This is a genomic window from Bacillus cereus group sp. MYBK222-1 (assembly GCF_051916425.1).
Lineage (GTDB): Bacteria > Bacillota > Bacilli > Bacillales > Bacillaceae_G > Bacillus_A > Bacillus_A paranthracis.
This window is the reverse complement of sequence record NZ_JBQAGP010000002.1, coordinates 285826-306839: the sequence shown is the minus strand read 5'-3', so window position 1 is coordinate 306839 and position 21014 is coordinate 285826. Positions and strand designations below refer to the sequence as shown.

The following is a 21014-nucleotide window of genomic DNA, read 5'->3' as shown; positions in this document are numbered from 1 at the left end:
TTTTATAAACTAAAGTAATTATGAAAAAATCTTTACTATATAAGCCTTGTAATAAGGCGCTATTACACTTACTGAAAGGTAAACAATAAGTAAAGATAAAGGACTAAATCTTAAAAACTGTATGTAATAAGATTAAGCGTAAAAAATTCTAAATTATTTTTTATGCTAGAATATTGATGAAATATAGCGAATAATGTTAGGATAATGGTGTGAAATGTGTGGAATCTTTCGTATTTTATCCAGGAAAGTGATTTTTTATTTACGCTTTCATAAAAAAATATAATGAGATTCCGTATATCCTATCTTTTTAGAATGAAAATGTTTAGAAATGAGTAACAACTTTTATTGATTTGTCAGAGCATAAGGGGGAGAGATCATGATTACATTACAACGTACACCGTTATTTGATGTATACGCGAAGTATGGTGGGAAAACAATCGACTTCGGTGGTTGGGAGTTACCAGTTCAATTTTCAAGCATTAAAGAAGAACATGAAGCTGTACGTACAGCGGCAGGTTTGTTCGATGTGTCTCACATGGGAGAAGTTGAGGTAAAAGGTGTAGATAGTTTAGCATTTTTACAACGTGTTGTTACAAATGACGTATCTACCTTAAAGGTAGGGGGCGCACAATATACAGCAATGTGCTACGAAAATGGTGGTACAGTAGATGATTTATTAATCTACAAACGTGGTGAAGAAGACTATTTATTAGTTATCAACGCATCAAATATCGAGAAAGATTACGAATGGTTAGCTAGCCATGTAATTGGCGATGCGACAGTAGTCAATGTTTCTAGTGAAGTTGCACAGCTTGCAATTCAAGGACCAAAAGCAGAAGGCATTTTACAAAAAGTTGTGTCAGAAGATTTGAAAGAAATTAAGTTCTTTAAATTTAAAAACGATATTCTTGTAGATGGAATTCCAGCACTTGTATCTCGTACAGGTTATACAGGTGAAGATGGATTTGAAATTTACTGTAAGAGTGAAGATGCTGCAAAACTTTGGGAGAAACTTCTTGAAGTTGGAGCAGAAGAAGGCTTAAAACCATGTGGCTTAGGTGCTCGTGATACACTTCGCTTCGAAGCAACATTACCACTTTACGGTCAAGAATTATCAAAAGATATTACACCGATTGAAGCTGGAATTGGCTTTGCGGTAAAACCAAATAAAGAAGCAGACTTCTTTGGAAAAGCAACGTTAAAAGAGCAAAAAGAAAACGGTGCACCTCGTAAGTTAGTCGGCATCGAAGTAATTGAACGTGGAATTCCTCGTACGCATTACCCTGTATTTATTGGAGAAGAAAAGATCGGGGAAGTAACAAGTGGTACACAATCTCCAACGTTAAAGAAAAGCATTGGTTTAGCACTAATTGATGTAAAATACGCAGCAGTTGATACAGAAGTAGAAATTGAAATTCGTAATAAACGCGTCAAAGCAGTAGTTGTTCCAACACCATTTTATAAACGTTCAAAGTAACGGGGAGAGGGGTAGATTTCATGTTGCATCGTTATCTTCCAATGACAGAAGAAGACAAAAAAGAAATGTTACAAACGATCGGCGTTCAAACGATCGATGAGTTATTCTCTGATATTCCAGAGAGTGTTCGTTTTAAAGGGGATTTAAAAATTAAAGAAGCAAAATCAGAGCCAGAGCTTTTAAAAGAGCTATCTCAAATGGCTAGTAAAAATGCGAACTTAAAAGAGTATGCTTCTTTCTTAGGAGCAGGCGTATACGACCATTACGCTCCAGTAATCGTAGATCATGTTATCTCTCGCTCAGAATTTTATACAGCTTACACGCCATACCAACCGGAAATTTCACAAGGGGAATTACAAGCAATTTTTGAATTCCAAACAATGATTTGTGAGTTAACAGGAATGGATGTAGCAAACTCTTCTATGTACGACGGAGGTACAGCTTTAGCTGAAGCGGCAATGCTAGCAGCTGGCCATACTCGTAAAAAGAAAATTCTTGTATCTAGCGCAGTTCATCCAGAATCAAGAGCTGTACTTGAAACGTATGCAAAAGGTCAACATCTTGAAGTTGTTGAAATTAATCATAAAGATGGTGTAACAGATTTAGACGTATTACAAAGTGAAGTAGATGATACAGTTGCTTGTGTAATCGTTCAATATCCAAACTTCTTCGGACAGGTTGAAAAATTAGCTGATATTGAAAAAATCGTTCATCAACAAAAATCATTATTTATCGTTTCTTCAAATCCATTATCATTAGGCGCATTAACACCACCAGGAAAATTTGGTGCTGATATTGTCATCGGTGATGCACAACCATTTGGTATCCCAACGCAGTTTGGTGGACCACACTGTGGTTACTTTGCAACGACGAAAGCATTCATGCGTAAAATTCCAGGACGTCTTGTCGGGCAAACTGTAGATTCAGATGGTAAACGTGGATTTGTATTAACGTTACAAGCACGTGAACAGCATATTCGCCGTGATAAAGCGACGTCTAACATTTGTTCAAACCAAGCGTTAAATGCATTAGCAGCTTCTGTTGCAATGACGGCACTTGGTAAACAAGGTGTGAAAGAAATGGCGCGTCAAAACATTTCTAAAGCACAATATGCAAAACGTCAATTTGAAGCGAAAGGCTTCACAGTTACATTTGCTGGACCATTCTTCAATGAGTTCGTTGTAGATTGCAAGCGCCCAGTGAAAGAAGTAAACGATGCATTATTACAAAAGAATATTATCGGCGGTTACGACCTAGGCCGTGATTATAAAGAGCATGAGAACCATATGCTTGTAGCAGTAACTGAGCTTCGTACAAAAGAGGAAATTGACACACTTGTAAACGAAATGGGGGCTATCCAATGAAGAACCAAGACCAAGCACTTATCTTTGAAGTAAGTAAAGAAGGACGCATAGGATATAGCCTGCCAAAATTAGATGTAGAAGAAGTGAAACTAGAAGATGTATTTGAGAGCGATTATATTCGAGTAGAAGATGCAGAGCTACCAGAAGTATCTGAACTTGATATTATGCGCCACTATACAGCACTTTCAAACCGTAACCACGGTGTTGATTCTGGTTTCTATCCACTTGGATCTTGTACGATGAAATATAATCCGAAAATTAATGAGAGTGTAGCTCGTTTCGCAGGATTTGCAAATATTCATCCGTTGCAAGATGAAAAGACAGTACAAGGTGCAATGGAATTAATGTACGATTTACAAGAGCATTTAATTGAAATTACAGGTATGGATACTGTTACATTACAACCAGCAGCTGGTGCACACGGAGAATGGACAGGCTTAATGTTAATTCGTGCATACCATGAAGCAAATGGTGACTTTAACCGTACGAAAGTAATTGTTCCTGACTCTGCTCACGGAACGAACCCAGCATCTGCAACTGTAGCTGGTTTTGAAACAATTACAGTAAAATCAAATGAACATGGTCTTGTTGACTTAGAAGATTTAAAACGTGTTGTAAATGAAGAAACAGCAGCACTTATGTTAACAAACCCTAATACATTAGGTTTATTCGAAGAAAATATTTTAGAAATGGCAGAAATCGTCCATAACGCAGGCGGTAAATTATACTATGATGGTGCAAACTTAAATGCGGTATTAAGCCAAGCGCGCCCAGGAGATATGGGGTTTGACGTTGTGCATCTAAACCTTCATAAAACATTTACAGGTCCTCACGGCGGCGGCGGCCCAGGTTCTGGTCCAGTAGGTGTGAAAGCTGATTTAATTCCGTACTTACCAAAACCAATTTTAGAGAAAACGGAAGATGGCTATCGCTTTAACTATGATCGTCCAGAAGCAATTGGGCGCGTAAAACCATTCTACGGTAACTTCGGTATTAACGTTCGTGCATACACATACATTCGTTCTATGGGGCCAGATGGACTACGTGCAGTAACAGAGTATGCGGTATTAAATGCGAACTATATGATGAGAAGATTAGCACCATTTTATGATCTTCCATTCGATAGACATTGTAAGCATGAGTTTGTATTATCAGGTCGTCGTCAAAAGAAACTTGGTGTACGTACATTAGATATCGCAAAACGTCTGCTTGATTTCGGTTACCATCCACCAACAATTTACTTCCCATTAAATGTGGAAGAATGTATTATGATTGAGCCGACGGAAACAGAATCAAAAGAAACATTAGACGGTTTCATTGATAAGATGATTCAAATCGCTAAAGAAGTAGAAGAAAATCCAGAAGTTGTACAAGAAGCACCTCATACAACAGTCATTAAACGTTTAGATGAAACGATGGCTGCACGTAAACCAGTTTTACGTTATGAAAAGCCAGCTCCTGTACAAGTTTGATTAGAATAACAAAGGAAGAACTCGCTATATGCGAGTTCTTTTTTTGTATGGAGAATTTGTTCCGCAATTTGTGGCCTGGTAATCAGTAGAGATGAACAAAAACACCTACTGATTAAAGTTTCACTTTATGCAGAAGTGGTGAAGAAAATGTTAAAAATTTATATTTTTTGTTTCATAATGGTGTAAAGAGGCAGTTTTATAGGTGATTTTGTTGAAAAAGTCAGTTTGATAAAAGTATTTATTTTTGTTAGAATTTTATTGAAATTAAGAAGGTGTGATGAGGCAAAAATTACTCATTTTTATGTATATGTGAAAAAACGAGCAAGACGGGGGTGAAAGTGTGGGATATCGATGTTATAGGATGGTATACCATTTAGAAAATGGAGAAACAATTAAAGATGTAAAAGAATTTTGTTACCGAGATCAAGGAAAAGTACTAGAAAGAGTAGCGCATCGTGTAATGGATAATAGAGAAGTGACGGCAATTGATAAGCAAGGAACGATCATTTCAATAGCATGTGAGGACATTGTAAAGGTGGAACTTGATTACATAACAGAAAGTTAACCTTGAGTCATATCGAATTATTCGATAAAATATACTGTTGAATGGTGAAGTGAGAAGAGAGGAGTTTATCATGGGTAGTACAAGACACTTTTATATGTTTATCTTAGCGTTTGTTCTTGTTGTGGCATTAACGATTTATTTAATTGTTGATAGCACTTGGTACAACACAGTTCATCCGGCGTTCCTTCTGTTTATGTATGTAGGAATTGCGGTAGTGAGTTTCGGAATGAGAGATGAGATGTTAGATCGCTTTGAAAAGTGATACATATACGAAAGACCAACAGGAAAATGTTGGTCTTTTTTTCTTGCCAAAAATAGGATGGTGTGTATATACTGTATATATAAGGTATATACAGTATATACACACTGGAGGAAAACATGAATATTATTATTTCGAATTCTTCCCAAGACCCTATTTATGTACAGATAAGAAAACAATTAAGCCAGCTTATTTTAAATGGTGGTTTAAAGGGTGGAGACCAATTACCGTCTATTCGTAGCTTAGCAAAGGAATTACAAATTAGTGTAATTACTACGAAGCGTGCGTACGAGGAGCTTGAGAAAGAAGGATATATAGAAACTGTTGCTGGGAAGGGGACTTATGTTTCACGTAAAAATAATGAACTATTAAAAGAACAAAGGCTTCGTCTATTGGAAAGTAAAGCGGAAGAGATTGTAAATGAAAGTAAAGCGTTACAGCTTTCACTTGAAGAATTACAGCAGATGATTGCGTGTTTATATGAGGGGGAATAAGAGATGTTAGAGTTAAAAAACGTATGTAAAAGCTATGAAGATTTTGCAGTAAAAAATATAAGTTTTACATTACCACGCGGATATATTATGGGATTTGTCGGACCGAACGGGGCCGGGAAAAGTACGACGATCAAAATGATTATGAATTTAATTAGAAAAGATAGCGGCGATATAAAAATTTTTGGCAAGGACAACAAGAAAGCCGAAAAGGAAATAAAGCAAAATATCGGCTTTGTATATGATGAAAATCATTATTATGAAGATTTAACGTGTGAGCAAATGAAGCGTATTATTGCACCGTTATATAAAAAGTGGGATGAAGAGCAGTATCAATCGTATATGCATAGATTGCAAGTTCCGAAGTATAAAAAAATTAAAGAATTATCAAAAGGAATGAAAATGAAATTTGCGATTGCCATCGCGCTCTCGCACCACGCAGAATTTATCATCATGGATGAACCAACAGCAGGATTAGATCCAGTTGTTCGAAGTGAATTACTTGATATGTTGCAAGAAATTGTAATGGAAGATGAAGTATCGGTATTATTCTCAACGCACATTACAACAGATTTAGAGCGCATTGCAGATTATATTACGTTTATCAACGATGGAGAAATTATATTTACTGGTGAAAAAGAAGACTTGATGGAGAACTACGTAATCGTAAAAGGAAGTAATGATTTATTAGATCGAGAAGGAAAAGAACTATTTGTTGGATTACGAAAAAATAAATTTGGTTTTGAAGGTTTAGCGAAGGATAAACAAGCAATTATTGACTGGTTTGGAAATGAGGTTGTACTAGAAAAGCCTACATTAGATGATATTATCGTTTACACTGCGAAAGGGAGGGGTGCCTATGCGTCAGCTCGTATATAAAGATTTGTTCTTTTTTCGAGGGATATGGCCAGTGTATCTTACTATACCCTTTATATTCTTTTTATTTGAAAACGGTGATAGAATGCTGTTTCCTATGAGTTGTGTATTTATAACTCTTTCCTCAGTTATTATATTAATCATAATAGATGAACGGAATACAAGTGACATTATGATTAATAGCTTACCGCTAAGTAGAAAGGATATCATAATTGCTAGATATATTTCCTGTGCAATATTCATTGTAGGGGGCATGATTTCTACTATGCTAGTTGTTTTTCTTATAAGGTGTATCGCTGTTATTGGTGATATCGGTGCATACTATCCTAAGCTTTATATTGAGATTTCATGGTATGAAGTAATAAATGGAATTGTTTATGCCGTATTTTGGATGGTCACCTTTTCCCCTATGTATTATGTTACAAAATCAAAGGCGGTAATAAGTATAATAGCAGCAGCTTCAATAATAGTTAGCGGGATACTTTGGATATTTATTAGTGATGGAATAAAGGAAGTAGCACCTTCATTCCTTGATTGGATTATGAATCCTCTGCATATTGGTGTATTTATAGTTGGATTCATTGCATTAGTCAGTATTTATATCGCATCTATGTTTCTTACAATTAAAATTTATGGAGCGCGTGATTTATAGAGAGGGGAATTACCATGCAGCAATTGATTTTGAAGGAGTTTTTCTTACAAAGAAAAATGTTTCTTATCTATTTGATCTTACCAATATACGGAGCATTCCAAAACTCTATAGAACCATTTCAAATGGCGTATGTTTGTTTTGCTATATGTCTTTTGATGATTTCAATCTCTTTATCAAATGAAGAGAAAAATAGTACGGAAAAAATATTAGTAAGTCTACCTTTTACTAGAAAAGATATTGTCATTGCGAAATACATATCTACACTATTTTTTATGGCATTCAGCTTAATCATTACATTCGTTTTCTTTGTACTACCTGTATGTGTATTAAAAGAGAATATAAATATTCCTTGGTATGCAGCATTTATAGCTATTTTCTTTTCTATTCTGTATGCTGTTATGATCCTTCCCATAAAATATAGTGAGGATAAGCGAACGGTTACTATGCTGGGATTAGTTATGCTTTTTCCTATAATAAGTTTACTAGGATTTATGTGCAATATATTTACGGATGAAAGGCTTATGGTAATGATTTTTCGAACTTCAAATGTGCTATTAGTTGTAAGTGTTTTAAGTATAGGCGCGTGTGTAAGTTATTTAGCTTCAATGTTTGTAGCTATTGTGAGTTTTAAAAAGAGAGAGCTTTAATACTTATGACTGGCCTTATATAAAAATGAATAATTGATGTTAAGGAATGAGTTTAGTGAGGTGTAATATATGATTAAGCAACTAGTTTTCAAAGATATGATGTTGCAAAGAAAGTTGGGATTTATTAGTTTTATATGTTTGCTTTTCCTGATAATTGTTGATTTTGGTAGCGACAATTTTCTTTTGAAGCTTAGCATATCTATACCTATCCTTGGAACGATATGGTCGACCAGTTATGAGGCTAGAAGTAAGAGTGAAAAAATATTAAATAGTTTACCGTTTGATCGTAAAGACATTATCGTAGCAAAATACGTATTTGTAAGCATTTTAGTTCTTTTAGGTGTGATTTTCTCACTTTTAGTTGGTCTAATTCAGTTGCAAAATGAACATATAACTGGATTTATGCTGTGGGGAGAGATTCTTGGCGGAATAACGGGAGGATTGGTTTATAGCATGATCGTACTACCAATTGAATTTTCGGTAGAATATAGCAGTTCGAAACAGGTTGCTTATTTTATGGGAATTATAGTTGGTGGATTAAGTGGAGTGATTGTAAGTAGTGAATGGTTAGATGTAGAAAATGCTTGGAGCACGAGTCTAGTCGTAAATATTTGTTTTATAGCAGGACTCATTTTTTTGTATATTATGTCCATGTTGCTTTCAGTTAGCTTGTATAATGAGCGTGATTTATGAGGGGAGGAGTAATCGTGAAGCAACTTATAATAAAAGATTTTATCATACAATGGAAGCATTTAATATGGTACTTAATATACCCTCTTTTCTTGTATATGACATTAACAGATATTAAAAGCTTTTACGTAATTATGTCTGCTATAATTCCAGTTATGGCAATTTTAAAAACATTTAATGGTGATAAAAAATATGATGGTGAAGTAATGTTAAATAGTTTACCGCTAGCAAAAAAAGAAATTGTAGTAGCTAAATACATAATGGCACTTACTATTTTTATTATAAGTATGATAGTGTCTAGCCCTTTAGGGATTATTCGGTTTGCAGGCGGGGGATTTGAATTTATTACGACAACTTTAGTTACGATTACTGCCTTTGTTTTTATATATTTAAGTCTTGTCTTACCGATATCGTTTTGGCTAGGATATAAAAAATCTATTTTTATTACGCTTTTTATACTAATGGCGCCGTTTGTTATTGTAGAAATGTTCTTCCAAATTAACATAGAACAAATTCATTTACATAATGGAGTATTGTTAATTTGTTCAATTTGTATGTTGCTTTTATCTGTACTTGCTTCAGTAAAGCTATATGAAAAAAGAGAATTTTAAAAGGTGCCCTATAAAAGGCACCTTCTTCAATAGCGACAATAGGAAAGTAAAAGTTTATAAACAGAGAGGCTATTCGGTACAACATCTTTTGGAGTATGTAATATAAAGCTGAAAACGATAACGAGAATAAGAAAGAGGAAAAATAAAAATAGGATCTGCTTATGTACGGAATTTTGCATATTATTCACTCCTTTTTTAGGTAGTATGTCCAAAAGAAAGGAGTGTATGAAAAATTTTAGGAGGGGAGAATGATGAGCAAAAGAAAATGGTTATATAGAATAGGGGTATTTTTATTTTCAATTGGTCTCATATTAGCAAATGCTTATTCAGATATACCACCGTTATTTCCTAGTTTGCATAAAGGGGTTGGTATAAGTATTGCCATAGTCGGTCTGTTTTGTCTTATCACATCAAACTTTTATAGAAAGTCTGAATGAATATAAAAAAGGACAGTTACTCTTTTTCAGAAGAACTGTCCTTTTTAAATAACTTATTCCATAGCCTGGCGATACTCCATATAATGACGATTGCAATGGAGGCAATAATGGACCAAACGATTGATATCATTTCAAGTGTCATGTTAGGAAGGAATGTGAGAATGGATACTACTTTATGAAACAACCATTCTATTATGTGAAAACTTATTTGTAATAGAATGACGATACTAAGTGTGATCCATGCTAACAGTTGCTTCCCTTTTTCTTTCCACATGACATTCACCTCACGTTAGCTTAATAGTTTTAAGCCAACAGCGCCGCATAGAATGCAGCTTAAGAAAGCAAGGCGACGCCAATCCGCTGATTCGCGGAAAATAAGGATGCCTAGAAGTGCACTTCCGGCAGTTCCGATTCCAGTCCAAATCGCGTAAGCAGTTCCCATCGGTAATGTGTTCATCGCAAGGGATAAGAAGAAGAAGCTTACGCCGAAGTTAGCAATTAAAATAACTTTTGGTGCCCAGCCTTTCTTTTCAGTGGCTACTTTCATAAAGAGTACACCAATAATTTCACAAATACCAGCTAGAATTAAAAATACCCAAGCCATTTTATGCGGCCTCCTTCGCTTCTTTTTCTTCTGTTACTCGTTTTAAACCAATTACGCCAAAGAAGATTAAACCAATTAATAATACTTTTACGATAGAGAATGGCTCTCCGAAAACGAAAATTTCTGTAAGAACGATTCCACCAGCTCCAATTCCAGTGAAGACTGCGTATACAGTACCAACAGGTAAATCTTTATAAGCTCTAAATAATAAGACGAAACTAATTGTAATTAATAACGCAACACCAGCCCATTCAAGTGGAGCCTCCGCGTGTTTTAATCCAATTACCCAAAAGATTTCAATAATACCAGCTAAGATTACATAAATCCATGCCATATGTCATTTCTCCTTCCTACCAGTCGTTAGGTAAAGGGCTTAAAAACGACGCATTGCAAAGGAGCAATCCGTCAGTTTGAAAGTCCACGCCAAAATACTTTCCAAGAAGCGTCTAAACGTGTCTCAAAACGATTTAAACCTGCGTATAGTAGTTCAACCATAAGACCGTCAAGTAAGCATAGAAAAGCCTCTAAGGCGTCTTTTACTTCAATGTTATGCAACTCATCTCGTTCGCTTGCTCTTTTAAATACAGGGAATAAAAGTTTTCCGACGTTTTCAATGTGTACATTTGCTTTATTAATAATTTGTTCGCGAAATGCATCAGGCGGAAAATAAGAAGTTCGTAACCAAAACATTGATTCTTCACTTTCACCAAATCGTTTTGCATAGCCCTTTAGTAATTGTAAGAGCAATTCTTCAGTAGACGAATTGGAAAACTTTTCGATATCGCCTGTGAAGCTCTGTAAATCTTTTTGAAGAGCGGATTCTAAGCATGTAAAATATAGCTCTTCTTTTCCTTTAAAGTGTGCGTAAATTGATGGTTTTTTAATCCCGACTTCTTGAGCAATATTTGCTAATGAAGTTCCTTCGTAGCCGTAGCGTGCGAAATGAGAAAGTGCTACAGCTTTAATGCGGTTTGCTGTCATTTTCATCCCCTACCTACCGTTCGTTAGGTTTATTATATGCGAGTAAAAATATAAAGTCAATAGGTGAAGAGCTGAAAAAGAGCGCTATAGGTAACGCTCTTATTAGACAGTATCTCGTTCGATTAAATGGAATGAAAGCTCTTTTGCGTTCCCGATAATTTGCTCGCTTTGGATTTGTTTATGGAATAAAGAAAACGCATGTGAGCCCATTTCGAGACCGGGATGTTCAATTGTTGAAATTTCTAACGCCTTTGAAATTTCATGATTATCAAATCCGAGGATAGCAAGATCTTCGGGTACTCGAAGACCTTGCTTTCGAGCCTCTGTTAATAAACCAGCTGCAACTTGATCGTTCGCTGTAAAAATAGCGGTTGGACGATTTTTCATGTTTACAATACGATGGAGTATTTGTGCACCGTCTTGCATTGTATAGCATTGGTGAAAAATCCATTCGGGATGTAACGTTTTGCCTTCGTTACGAAGTGTATCAGCAAACGCTTTTTCACGTTCCATAGAATTTACACTTGTTTTTCTTGCTAAACAAATCCCGATTTTTTCATGACCTTTATTGAGTAAATAGGCGGTGCCGAGACGGAAGCCTTCATAATGATCTACGTAGACAGATGAAATGAGGGGGTGGTGCATTTTTTCGCATGAAATAATAGGAGCAAATTTTGCGAAAGTTTCAATTTGTTCCCATGAACTCGTTCGAGAGCAAATAATCATCCCGTCGAATTGTTTCATTTTCATCATTTCCAGAACACGAATTTCTTCGATACTATCGTAATTCGTTTGACATAAATTAATGTGATATCCAGCTGCTAACGCTTCGTTACCGATTCCTTCAATAATGGTACTGAAGTATGGAAGGTTAATGAAAGGGAGCATAACACCGATCGTATATGTTTTTCCTTTTATTAAATGAATAGCATTTATATTTTTGGCATAGTTCAATTCTTCAACAGCATCTAGAACACGCTTACGTTTTTCTTCTTTTACGTAAGGGTGATTATTCAGGACGCGAGAAACAGTTGATATGGATACACCAGCGGTTTTTGCAATTTGTTTTATATTGGCCATATGTATCACCTCTTCCTCTTATTATAAAGGGAAAATAATAAGAATGAAAAAAATCTTGACCTGAAAAGCTTTTCACAAACTATGTTATAAATATGACTTCTGTTATTCGCGTAACCTTTTTATTTGGGCGTGAGAATGATAGGGGTCTTTCTTGCGTCTATAAAAGAATTTTTGTCAAAATGTGTGAGAATAACGTGGAAAGTTTTCAAATGAAAAAACTAGCTGAATTATTCAGCTAGTTTTTGTATGTTATTATTTCTTTTTAATTTTTCCAGTCCACGTTTTAAATCCACCTTGTAATTGGTAGAAATCTTTGTAGCCTTGTTTCTTTAAGTATTGAGCCGCACGACCGGTACGGAATCCACTTTGACAGTATAAGTAAACTGGTTGATCTTTACGAAGTTCTTTATGACGAAGGCGAATTTGTGATAACGGAATGTTACGTGCGCCTAAAATATGCCCTGCAGTATATTCGTCTGCTTCGCGAATATCGATAAGCTGTGCTTTACGGTAGCCAGCGCGAAACTCTTCTTCTGAAAGTGTTGTAATTAATTTCTTCTGATAGAAATACATCCATACAGTGTAACCGATGAACGCTACGATTACGGCTAATAAAATAATCCAAGTTGTTGACACGATTCTATCGCTCCCTTTTTTCTTATCCTACTTTCAATATTATAATGCCCGTATGTATTTATGCAACAGATTCATTTGTATATAAGAAGAAATTTCGTATTCTTTCACAAATTTTGTCGAATTTGGTAGACTAGAGAATGTGAAAAATAATTGGTTATATGAGGTGCAGGATGGGAAAAGAAAAATGGTGTTATATTAACTCTGGTCAATGTTCACCGGCATTTAATATGGCGTTAGATGAATGTCTATTAAATTGGCAAAGTGAAAAGAAAATGCCACCAACTATTCGCTTTTATGAATGGGAAGTACCAACATTAACAGTCGGATATTTCCAGCGTGTTGAAAAAGATATTAATATGGATGTAGTTAACGAAAAGAAATATGGATTCGTTCGTCGTCAAACAGGCGGCAGGGGTGTACTACATAATAAAGAATTAACGTACAGTGTTATTGTGTCTGAAGATCATCCAAATATGCCAAAAACAGTTACAGAAGCGTATCGTGTTATTTCGCAAGGTTTATTAGATGGTTTTAAAGCATTAGGGTTAGAAGCGTATTATGCAGTTCCAAAAACAGAAGCAGATCGTGAAAATTTAAAAAATCCACGTTCAGGCGTATGTTTTGATGCGCCGTCTTGGTATGAAATTGTAGTAGAAGGAAGAAAAATCGCAGGTAGTGCGCAAACACGTCAAAAAGGCGTTATTTTACAGCACGGGTCGATTCCATTAGAAATAGATTTAGATGAGTTATATGATCTGTTTTTATTCCCGAATGAACGTGTGAAAGAACGTATGAAGAGTATGTTCTCATCTAAAGCGGTAGCAATTAATGAATTAACAGACCGTACGTTTACAATCGAGCAGTTAATTAAAGCGTTTGAGGTTGGGTTTGAAAAAGGATTAGATGTAGAGCTTGTTCCGTATGAATTAACAGAAGAACAATTACATGAAGTGCAAACGTTAGCAAAAGAAAAGTATGAAAGTAAAGAATGGAATTATAAAAAATAAGAGGTGGCAATTGCCGCCTCTTATTTTTTTATAGTAAATTAAGTACTTTTTCTACTTTGATTCCTTTATCTTGTAAAGAACGAAGGCGATTGACAACGTCCATAATTTCTTTGTCAAATGTAACGCTAATACCTTGGCTTTGTAGTTCTTCTTTTAAGCCTTCAATAGAATCATCTATGTCGATGCCAAGCTCGTAATCTTGACAAACTTCAATTGTCTTTTTCACGAGTTTCACATAATTTTCTTGTAGTTTTGAATTTGTTTCAGTCAAAGCAGGTTGCTTCGGTTTTGCAGGCGCGACCGGTGCTGTCTCTTGCTTTGTAACCGGAGTTGGTACTTCTCGTTTCACAGGTGCTGGAGTAGATAATTCCACAGCTGCTTCTACACTTACTGGCTTCGGTGCCGGAGTAGGCTTCGGTGTTGGTGCTGTAGCAGGTGTTTCTACACGTGTAACAGGCTTTGGAGCAGGTGTAACTGCTTTTGGAGCTTCTACAACTACTTCTTTTTTCGGAGTAGTTTCTACAACTGTTTCTTCTTGTTCAGCAGCCTCTTTATTTTCTTTACTCCACATAACGCGTTCTATTTCTAGAGAAACATTATTTTTGTTCATCGCTGTTAATGTAACTTTACCAACTTCAGCGTTTCCAGTGAAATCAACAATTTTATAAATAACACTCTTGTTCCAATCCACGTTTCCGCTCAAAAATAATTCTTCGTTACATTTCGGCGTTAAGCCCTCGATTTTAATTTCTGCGTTTACACCGTTTTCACTATATACCATAATTAGCGAAGCATTTACATCTTCGTCTGCTAACATTAGTTCACGTACCATTTTGCCGGTGCGTACTTGCGTTTTCTTCTTAACTGACATCTAATTTCTCCTCTCAAAAATTCAGTAATAATAAAAAAATCGTATAACGAAAAATAATTGCTCACGAAGATTTATGATACCGATAATAAAAGCATCACGTCAACAATTAACTTTAATTATTTTGCATTTTTCTTATTTTCTTTATGAAATTTTTCAATTTGTAAAATTAGACAGAAGAAAAACAGCCTTTTGAAGGGCTGTTAAAAATTTGATTTTTTATATAGGAATTTATATAAAGCATAAAATAGGATAGCGATTAAGGCATTTTGCCAAAAGGTTAGATGATAAATGAGATAAGGTTGTTTTTTAAAATAAATATTTAAGAATATAGCGGAACAAAACGGGATAGCAAATGCGAATCCAAATAAAATTTTTCTTTTCCAATTCATTTTCTGATCAAAGGAGTACCGCTTTAATAAATATAAAATAAATAGTATACCTAGTATAATTATTGAAACAGACGAAGTAGTTCCAAGGATACTAAAAGGTGGACTTATTATTTCGGTGTTCTTTTCAAAAAAGAAAATGAAAAGAGAAGCAATGGTGTCCATTCCAAACTGTATAGCGAGAAGTAAGCTAATAACAAAGCCGATTAAAGAAGTTTTTTCTAACATTGTTTGAACCGGCAAAGCCGATATGAGTTCATCACAATAAGATTGTAAGTCATCACCAAAAATGTCATAAGCATTTTTATTTTCTGTTTGTGCTTCGATGAGATGGTCTAATATTTCTAGTAATAGTTCTTCTACTTGCTGCTCTGGCACGTTAGATAAACGAAGATAAACTAACATATCGCTATAAGCAACTTCATTTTCAGGTGTTAGAAGTTCGCGTTTTTTGTTGTTCAATTTAATCATGTCTTGTGCATTCATCCCCATCACTCCCCCTGTAATAAATTGTTCACCGTTGTTGAAACCATTCCCCAGCTTTGTTTAAATTCTTCAAGCTGTTCTAATCCTTTATCCGTTACGTGATAATATTTTCTCTTTGGCCCAAGTGAGGAGGCTTTTAATGTTCCTTCAATCAATTTTTCTTTTTGCATACGTAACAATAACGGATATATGCTTCCTTCACTTACGAATGTAAATCCGTGTTTATTTAATTTTGTACTCAGTTCATATCCGTACACTTCTTCTTGTGAAATGATGTATAGGATGCAACCTTCGAGTACACCTTTTAACATTTGGCTGTGCATGATTTCACCACCTTTTACTCAGGTAACTTGCTGTGCAAGGTAGCTGTTATCCAAATTGTAACATTCAGTAACTTGCAAAGCAAGTTACTGAGGTGGAAAACTTTAATGCGTTTTAATTTTTCCACGTTCCCCATACTAACGAGAGGAGGGAAGTATATGAAACCGTTTATGCCAAAACTCGTTTACTTTGAACCGAAGGCACTTGAATATCCACTTGGAAAAGAGCTGTATGAGAAGTTTACGAAGATGGGACTAGAGATTCGTGAAACGACATCCCATAATCAAATTAGAAATTTGCCGGGTGAAAATGATTTGCAAAAGTATCGCAATGCAAAGGCGACACTTGTCGTTGGAGTGAGGAAGACATTAAAATTTGATACGTCAAAACCGTCAGCTGAATATGCAATTCCGCTTGCAACAGGGTGTATGGGACATTGTCATTATTGCTATTTGCAAACGACACTTGGGAGTAAGCCTTACGTTCGCGTGTATGTGAATCTTGATGAAATATTTGAGAAGGCACAGCAATATATGGATGAAAGAGCACCTGAAATAACAAGGTTTGAAGCTGCTTGTACATCAGATATCGTTGGGATCGATCATTTAACACATGCATTAAAGCGGGCGATTGAATTCATTGGAGAAAGTGAGCATGGGCGTTTACGTTTCGTTACGAAATATTCGCACGTTGATCATTTGTTAGATGCAAAACATAATGGGAAAACTCGTTTTAGGTTTAGTATTAATTCACGGTATGTAATTAAAAATTTTGAGCCGGGGACGTCACCCTTTGAAGAGCGTATTGAAGCAGCACGTAAAGTAGCAGGCGCTGATTATCCACTTGGTTTTATAGTTGCGCCACTTTATATGCATGAAGGATGGGAAGAAGGATACCGTGAATTATTTGAAAGACTGTACAATGCACTAAAAGATTTGTCCATACCGAATTTAACATTTGAATTAATTCAACATCGCTTTACAAAACCAGCAAAAAAGGTCATTCAGGAGCGTTATCCGAGTACGAAGCTTGAAATGGATGAAGAGAAGCGTAAATATAAATGGGGACGGTACGGCATCGGGAAATACGTATATAAAAAAGATGATGCGGAAGTATTGGAAGAAACAATAAGAGGCTATATATATGAGTTTTTTCCTGATGCAGAAATACAATACTTTACTTAAGAGGAGTCTGTATACAAATACAGATTCTTTTTTGTTTTATATATTTAGGCTTGTTTTCAACTTGTCACGTTATTCTTTCTGGTGTATCATTTTATTGATTGCTTCGTACGGAATGAGCAAAATGAAATTGGATGGAGGAAACCGATGCCTACCCCTAGTATGGAAGATTATATTGAACAAATTTATTTGTTGATTGATGAAAAGGGTTATGCCCGCGTATCTGATATTGCTGAAGCGCTTAGTGTACATCCATCCTCTGTAACAAAAATGGTGCAAAAATTAGACAAAGATGAATATCTAATTTATGAAAAATATAGAGGGCTTGTATTAACATCAAAAGGTAAAAAAATTGGAGAACGTCTCGTATACCGTCATGACTTGTTAGAGCAATTTATGCGTATTATCGGTGTGGATGAAAGTAAGATTTACAATGATGTAGAAGGAATTGAACATCATTTAAGCTGGGAAGCAATTGATCGCATTGGTGATTTAGTGCAATACTTTGAACAAGATGAGGTTCGAGTGGAAACACTTCGTGGTGTTCAAAAAGCAAATGAAGAGAAAAGTAATTAAAGGGAACGTATGTCGTTTCCTTTTTTATTTCAATCGAAAAGGATGGGAGAATTATGAAAGCAATTATTTTTGATTTTGATGGATTAATTGTGGACACAGAAACAATATGGTTTCACTCTTTCAGAGACGCCGTTCGTGAGTATGGTGGAGATTTACCTTTAGAGGAATTTGCAAAGTGTATTGGAACGACAGATGATGTACTGTATGCATATTTAAATGATCAATTAAAAGAGAAGTTTAACAAGCATGCATTAAAAGAAAAAGTGAAAACTTTACATAAAGAGAAAATGAAAATAACAGAAGCTCGTGACGGGGTAAAAGAATACTTACAAGAAGCGAAAGAAATGGGATTAAAAATCGCATTAGCTTCCAGTTCATCTAGAGAATGGGTTATTCCTTTTTTGGAAGAGCTACAAATTCGAGATTATTTTGAAGTCATTAAAACGAGAGAAGATGTTGAGAAGGTAAAACCAGATCCAGCACTTTACCGAGTGGCAATAGAAGGTTTAGGGATAGATTCGTCTGAAGCCGTTGTATTTGAAGACTCGTTAAACGGATTGAAAGCAGCAATTGCGGCAGGGTTAACGTGCGTTGTTGTACCGAATGATGTAACACGGAATTTACCCTTTGAAAATCATCACCTTCGCATTGAAAGTATGAAAGATAAAAGCTTGAAAGAAGTACTGCAAAATATAAAGAAAGACCGTATTTCCTAAAAGGAAGCACGGTCTTTCTTTTTGTTTTTTTTACCTTCAATGACAGTTAAATGAGATTGTTTTCTTTTTCGCTTTAAAGAAGAAAGATTCCCTTTTTTCCCTTTGTCATTAGAAGCGTTTGATTTAAAGAAAGAATTGCTTAGGGGTGCTACATTTTGTTTCCCATGCTTGCGGCTCGATTGTTTTGCAGCGCGCTTATATGAGCTTTGCGAATTTGCTGAACCGCTAGAGTTTGTAAACATTTTGTAGAGTAAATAAAAGATACCAACGACAGCCAACATGATACCAATATTTCTTAACACTCCCATTGGATCTGTAATGACAGATGAAACAAGGCCGAATATTGCTAATCCGATAATAAGCACAAATATAGCGAAAGTAAACGAACGACCGTTCATAAGGAACACCTCCTAAAAACATATATTAAAATTAGTATATTAACGATGAGGAAAGGAGTTGAACACCATTTTTAAATAATTATTGTTTGTTTTCTAAACGTAATAATTCTTCAAACGATGCAATGGCTACTTCCACTTGATCATCTGTTGGTTCTTTCGTTGTTAATAGTTGTAGCCATAATCCGGGATATCCAAGTATGCGTAATACTGGAATATCGCGTAATCGATTCGTAAATTGTAACACTTCAAAAGAAATACCGAGAACGACTGGAATTAATAAAATTCGGTTTAACACTCTGGCCCAAAGTGGATCTGTAGGGACAAGGAAATAAACAAACATTCCAATAATGACTGTAAATATAATGAAGCTACTGCCACAACGATAATGAAGGCGAGTTTGTTTTTGAACATTTTCTACAGTCAATGAAAGATTATTCTCATAGGCATTAATTACTTTATGCTCCGCACCATGGTACTGAAATACCCGCTTAATGAGTGGCGTTAAAGAAATAAAGTATATATAGCTCAATAATAACATGAGCTTAATGACACTTTCGACAATGATTTGCCCTGTATGAGATGGGAAAATCGGTCTCGTTAATTCAGCTAGTAATGCAGGAACTGCTGTGAAAATGACTTTACCGAATATGAAAGATAAAACGCCAACTGCTGCAACTCCTAATACCATCGTTAACTTCGATTGTTCTTCTTTTTTATTTGCAATTTGTTCATCTTCTTCTGGGTGAACATCAAATCGTTCTGAAGCAAAGTTTAAATGTTTTGCCCCGTTCGCGCTTGCATCCACAATAGCGGCAATCCCTCGTAAAAATGGAATTTTTTTCAGGATAGATAATGCTTTATTACGAACGCGTGGTAATCGATAAAATTCAATCGATTTATCTTTACGACGAACCGCTGTAACAGTATATTCTCTACCGCCAAACATAACTCCTTCTATGACTGCTTGCCCGCCATATATTTGTTTTGACTCTTCTGCCATGTTAACACCAACCTGTATTTGTTTCTCTCTTATGTAGAAAAAGAGGCAATTGTCATACTGGGTTCTGTCGTTTTGAAATAAGACAATCACCGAGTTTCCTTTATTTTATCGACAAATACAAGTAGATGACAAGGAAAAATGTTACGAGAGTCGGACATTTCTTATTCTTTTTATAGACAAATTTCGCAGTATTTAAACATGGTTCAAAATAGTTTCGGGCATACTATTGAGCGGAGGTGTTGATGTGAGTCAAGAACATATAGGAACAAGAAATTTTGTGCAAATTGGTTTATTTGGTGGACTCTTTTGGGGAGGAATATGGTATTTCCTTCATATATTTTCATTTACAGAAGCGGGACCGAACTATTTACTTCTACCATTTGCCTTTGGAAGTTGGAAAGAAGGGGTATGGGGAAATGTGTCAGGAATTGTTTGTATGGGACTACTTTCGATTTTAATTGCTTTTTTGTATAAAGCGTTTTTGGCAAAGTTTGAAGGAATTCTGCCAGGGATTATTTATGGTCTATTTTGGTGGGCGTTACTATTTTTCGGAGTGGGGTTAATAGCGCCTGCTATTAAAAGTGCACTCCATTTACCGAAAGAAACAATTGTGACGACGATATGCATTTTTATATTGTATGGTGTATTTATAGCATACTCTGTTTCTTACGCAGTAAATACCAATAAGGCCGAGCGAGAAGGGGAAGAGAAGACAAACTATTCAAACAAGTAACTCCTATGTTAAAATGTTATATAGACATTTAATATTAAGGAGTTTTAAGCATATGAAAAAGGTACTCCTCGTAAACGGTCCTAACCTAAATCGCCTCGGTGTCAGAGAGGTAAATGTATATGGAAAGGGCACGCTAGCGACACTTGAAGCAGATATGAAGCAAGAAGCAGAAACAATGGGAGTGGAGTTAGAATGTTTCCAATCGAATCATGAAGGTGCGATTATCGATCGTATTCATGAGGCGGAAGATATATATGAAGGGATCATTTTAAATCCTGGAGCATTTACGCATTATAGCTATGCGATTCGAGATGCAATTGCAAGCATTTCGATTCCTGTTATTGAAGTACATATTTCTAACATTCATCAGCGTGAGTCGTTCCGTCACGAATCTGTGACGGCAGCTGTTTGTGTGGGACAAATTGTTGGATTTGGTTTTTATGGCTATAAGTTAGCGTTATTTGCATTAATGGAGAAATTGAGGGAGGCATAAAGTA

General features: G+C 35.6%; 29 protein-coding genes. 18 read left to right on the top strand and 11 right to left on the bottom strand.

Annotated features, from left to right (window positions below):
* Positions 1–376: 376 nt before the first annotated feature.
* The 12 genes from gcvT (at position 377) to ACTFR9_RS13515 (ending at position 9541) form a co-directional block, all read left to right on the top strand.
* A complete protein-coding gene (gene gcvT / locus ACTFR9_RS13570; RefSeq protein ID WP_000631771.1) occupies positions 377–1477 on the top strand; it encodes a glycine cleavage system aminomethyltransferase GcvT in 1101 nt (366 codons plus the stop codon).
* A 20-nt stretch (positions 1478–1497) separates the two neighbouring features.
* Positions 1498–2841: an aminomethyl-transferring glycine dehydrogenase subunit 1 gene (gcvPA, locus tag ACTFR9_RS13565; RefSeq protein ID WP_000903231.1), complete on the top strand. Its 1344-nt coding sequence runs from the start codon at positions 1498–1500 to the stop codon at positions 2839–2841.
* The gene (gene gcvPB / locus ACTFR9_RS13560) at positions 2838–4313 is read left to right on the top strand and encodes an aminomethyl-transferring glycine dehydrogenase subunit 2 (RefSeq protein WP_000795696.1); all 1476 of its coding nucleotides are present in this window, start codon (positions 2838–2840) and stop codon (positions 4311–4313) included. Before gcvPA ends, gcvPB begins: the two co-directional genes overlap by 4 nt.
* Before the next feature lie 361 nt (positions 4314–4674).
* Positions 4675–4878, top strand: a complete 204-nt coding sequence (locus ACTFR9_RS13555; RefSeq protein ID WP_000262495.1) for a DUF3929 family protein — start codon at positions 4675–4677, stop codon at positions 4876–4878.
* A 70-nt stretch (positions 4879–4948) separates the two neighbouring features.
* Complete coding sequence (locus tag ACTFR9_RS13550; protein ID WP_000535935.1) at positions 4949–5140, top strand: hypothetical protein; 192 nt, start codon at positions 4949–4951, stop codon at positions 5138–5140.
* Between the two features lie 116 nt (positions 5141–5256).
* Positions 5257–5631: a GntR family transcriptional regulator gene (locus ACTFR9_RS13545; protein ID WP_001021352.1), complete on the top strand. Its 375-nt coding sequence runs from the start codon at positions 5257–5259 to the stop codon at positions 5629–5631.
* A gap of 3 nt (positions 5632–5634) precedes the next feature.
* Positions 5635–6507, top strand: coding sequence for an ABC transporter ATP-binding protein (locus ACTFR9_RS13540; RefSeq protein ID WP_000891296.1), 873 nt, complete (start codon positions 5635–5637; stop codon positions 6505–6507).
* The gene (locus tag ACTFR9_RS13535; protein ID WP_001249552.1) at positions 6488–7156 is read left to right on the top strand and encodes an ABC-2 transporter permease; all 669 of its coding nucleotides are present in this window, start codon (positions 6488–6490) and stop codon (positions 7154–7156) included. The genes ACTFR9_RS13540 and ACTFR9_RS13535 overlap by 20 nt, the downstream gene beginning before the upstream one ends.
* 14 nt (positions 7157–7170) lie before the next feature.
* Positions 7171–7803: an ABC-2 transporter permease gene (locus ACTFR9_RS13530; protein ID WP_061535599.1), complete on the top strand. Its 633-nt coding sequence runs from the start codon at positions 7171–7173 to the stop codon at positions 7801–7803.
* A 69-nt stretch (positions 7804–7872) separates the two neighbouring features.
* Positions 7873–8496, top strand: a complete 624-nt coding sequence (locus tag ACTFR9_RS13525) for an ABC-2 transporter permease (RefSeq protein ID WP_061535598.1) — start codon at positions 7873–7875, stop codon at positions 8494–8496.
* A 14-nt stretch (positions 8497–8510) separates the two neighbouring features.
* Positions 8511–9104, top strand: coding sequence for an ABC-2 transporter permease (locus ACTFR9_RS13520; protein WP_061535597.1), 594 nt, complete (start codon positions 8511–8513; stop codon positions 9102–9104).
* A 248-nt stretch (positions 9105–9352) separates the two neighbouring features.
* On the top strand, positions 9353–9541 hold the full coding sequence (locus ACTFR9_RS13515) for a hypothetical protein (protein WP_061535596.1): 189 nt from the start codon (positions 9353–9355) through the stop codon (positions 9539–9541).
* Between the two features lie 16 nt (positions 9542–9557).
* On the opposite strand, the gene ACTFR9_RS13510 is transcribed toward ACTFR9_RS13515, so the two are convergent.
* From ACTFR9_RS13510 to ACTFR9_RS13485, 6 genes are all read right to left on the bottom strand, one after another.
* Positions 9558–9815: a DUF3975 family protein gene (locus tag ACTFR9_RS13510; RefSeq protein WP_061535595.1), complete on the bottom strand. Its 258-nt coding sequence runs from the start codon at positions 9813–9815 to the stop codon at positions 9558–9560.
* A gap of 15 nt (positions 9816–9830) precedes the next feature.
* Positions 9831–10145: a DMT family transporter gene (locus ACTFR9_RS13505; protein ID WP_000312623.1), complete on the bottom strand. Its 315-nt coding sequence runs from the start codon at positions 10143–10145 to the stop codon at positions 9831–9833.
* 1 nt (position 10146) lies between these two features.
* Entirely contained in the window at positions 10147–10479 is a 333-nt protein-coding gene (locus ACTFR9_RS13500) for a DMT family transporter (protein ID WP_000312349.1), read from the bottom strand.
* Positions 10480–10550: 71 nt separating this feature from the next.
* Positions 10551–11132 (bottom strand): TetR/AcrR family transcriptional regulator, encoded by a 582-nt coding sequence (locus tag ACTFR9_RS13495; protein ID WP_002170167.1) that lies wholly within the window; start codon positions 11130–11132, stop codon positions 10551–10553.
* Positions 11133–11228: 96 nt separating this feature from the next.
* On the bottom strand, positions 11229–12206 hold the full coding sequence (locus ACTFR9_RS13490; protein ID WP_061132210.1) for a LacI family DNA-binding transcriptional regulator: 978 nt from the start codon (positions 12204–12206) through the stop codon (positions 11229–11231).
* A gap of 252 nt (positions 12207–12458) precedes the next feature.
* Entirely contained in the window at positions 12459–12842 is a 384-nt protein-coding gene (locus ACTFR9_RS13485) for a rhodanese-like domain-containing protein (protein WP_000108655.1), read from the bottom strand.
* 170 nt (positions 12843–13012) lie between these two features.
* Here ACTFR9_RS13485 and ACTFR9_RS13480 point away from each other — a divergent pair, with 170 nt between their 5' ends.
* Positions 13013–13849: a lipoate--protein ligase family protein gene (locus tag ACTFR9_RS13480; protein ID WP_229136238.1), complete on the top strand. Its 837-nt coding sequence runs from the start codon at positions 13013–13015 to the stop codon at positions 13847–13849.
* 28 nt (positions 13850–13877) lie between these two features.
* Here ACTFR9_RS13480 and ACTFR9_RS13475 read toward each other — a convergent pair whose 3' ends face one another.
* The 3 genes from ACTFR9_RS13475 to ACTFR9_RS13465 form a co-directional block, all read right to left on the bottom strand.
* On the bottom strand, positions 13878–14720 hold the full coding sequence (locus ACTFR9_RS13475; RefSeq protein WP_061132211.1) for a hypothetical protein: 843 nt from the start codon (positions 14718–14720) through the stop codon (positions 13878–13880).
* Between the two features lie 200 nt (positions 14721–14920).
* Positions 14921–15592: a DUF1129 family protein gene (locus ACTFR9_RS13470; protein ID WP_002156727.1), complete on the bottom strand. Its 672-nt coding sequence runs from the start codon at positions 15590–15592 to the stop codon at positions 14921–14923.
* A 5-nt stretch (positions 15593–15597) separates the two neighbouring features.
* Positions 15598–15915, bottom strand: coding sequence for a PadR family transcriptional regulator (locus tag ACTFR9_RS13465; RefSeq protein ID WP_000556083.1), 318 nt, complete (start codon positions 15913–15915; stop codon positions 15598–15600).
* Positions 15916–16071: 156 nt separating this feature from the next.
* On the opposite strand from ACTFR9_RS13465, the gene splB reads away from it, so the two are divergent.
* The 3 genes from splB (at position 16072) to ACTFR9_RS13450 (ending at position 18386) form a co-directional block, all read left to right on the top strand.
* Positions 16072–17097, top strand: coding sequence for a spore photoproduct lyase (gene splB, locus ACTFR9_RS13460; RefSeq protein WP_000802117.1), 1026 nt, complete (start codon positions 16072–16074; stop codon positions 17095–17097).
* A 144-nt stretch (positions 17098–17241) separates the two neighbouring features.
* Positions 17242–17670: a transcriptional regulator MntR gene (gene mntR, locus ACTFR9_RS13455; protein ID WP_001143073.1), complete on the top strand. Its 429-nt coding sequence runs from the start codon at positions 17242–17244 to the stop codon at positions 17668–17670.
* A 53-nt stretch (positions 17671–17723) separates the two neighbouring features.
* Complete coding sequence (locus tag ACTFR9_RS13450) at positions 17724–18386, top strand: HAD family hydrolase (protein WP_000643907.1); 663 nt, start codon at positions 17724–17726, stop codon at positions 18384–18386.
* Here ACTFR9_RS13450 and ACTFR9_RS13445 read toward each other — a convergent pair.
* Positions 18383–18784 carry an SA1362 family protein gene (locus ACTFR9_RS13445; protein WP_001014446.1) on the bottom strand — a complete coding sequence of 134 codons (402 nt, stop codon included), beginning with the start codon at positions 18782–18784 and terminating at the stop codon, positions 18383–18385. The genes ACTFR9_RS13450 and ACTFR9_RS13445 overlap by 4 nt on opposite strands.
* A gap of 79 nt (positions 18785–18863) precedes the next feature.
* Positions 18864–19784, bottom strand: coding sequence for a DUF1385 domain-containing protein (locus ACTFR9_RS13440; protein WP_000797109.1), 921 nt, complete (start codon positions 19782–19784; stop codon positions 18864–18866).
* Between the two features lie 244 nt (positions 19785–20028).
* Between ACTFR9_RS13440 and ACTFR9_RS13435 the strand changes: the two genes are divergently transcribed.
* Together ACTFR9_RS13435 and aroQ are read left to right on the top strand one after the other, a co-directional pair.
* A complete protein-coding gene (locus ACTFR9_RS13435; protein WP_000076575.1) occupies positions 20029–20517 on the top strand; it encodes a YqhR family membrane protein in 489 nt (162 codons plus the stop codon).
* Positions 20518–20569: 52 nt separating this feature from the next.
* Positions 20570–21010 (top strand): type II 3-dehydroquinate dehydratase, encoded by a 441-nt coding sequence (aroQ, locus tag ACTFR9_RS13430; protein ID WP_000757088.1) that lies wholly within the window; start codon positions 20570–20572, stop codon positions 21008–21010.
* Positions 21011–21014 lie beyond the last annotated feature (4 nt).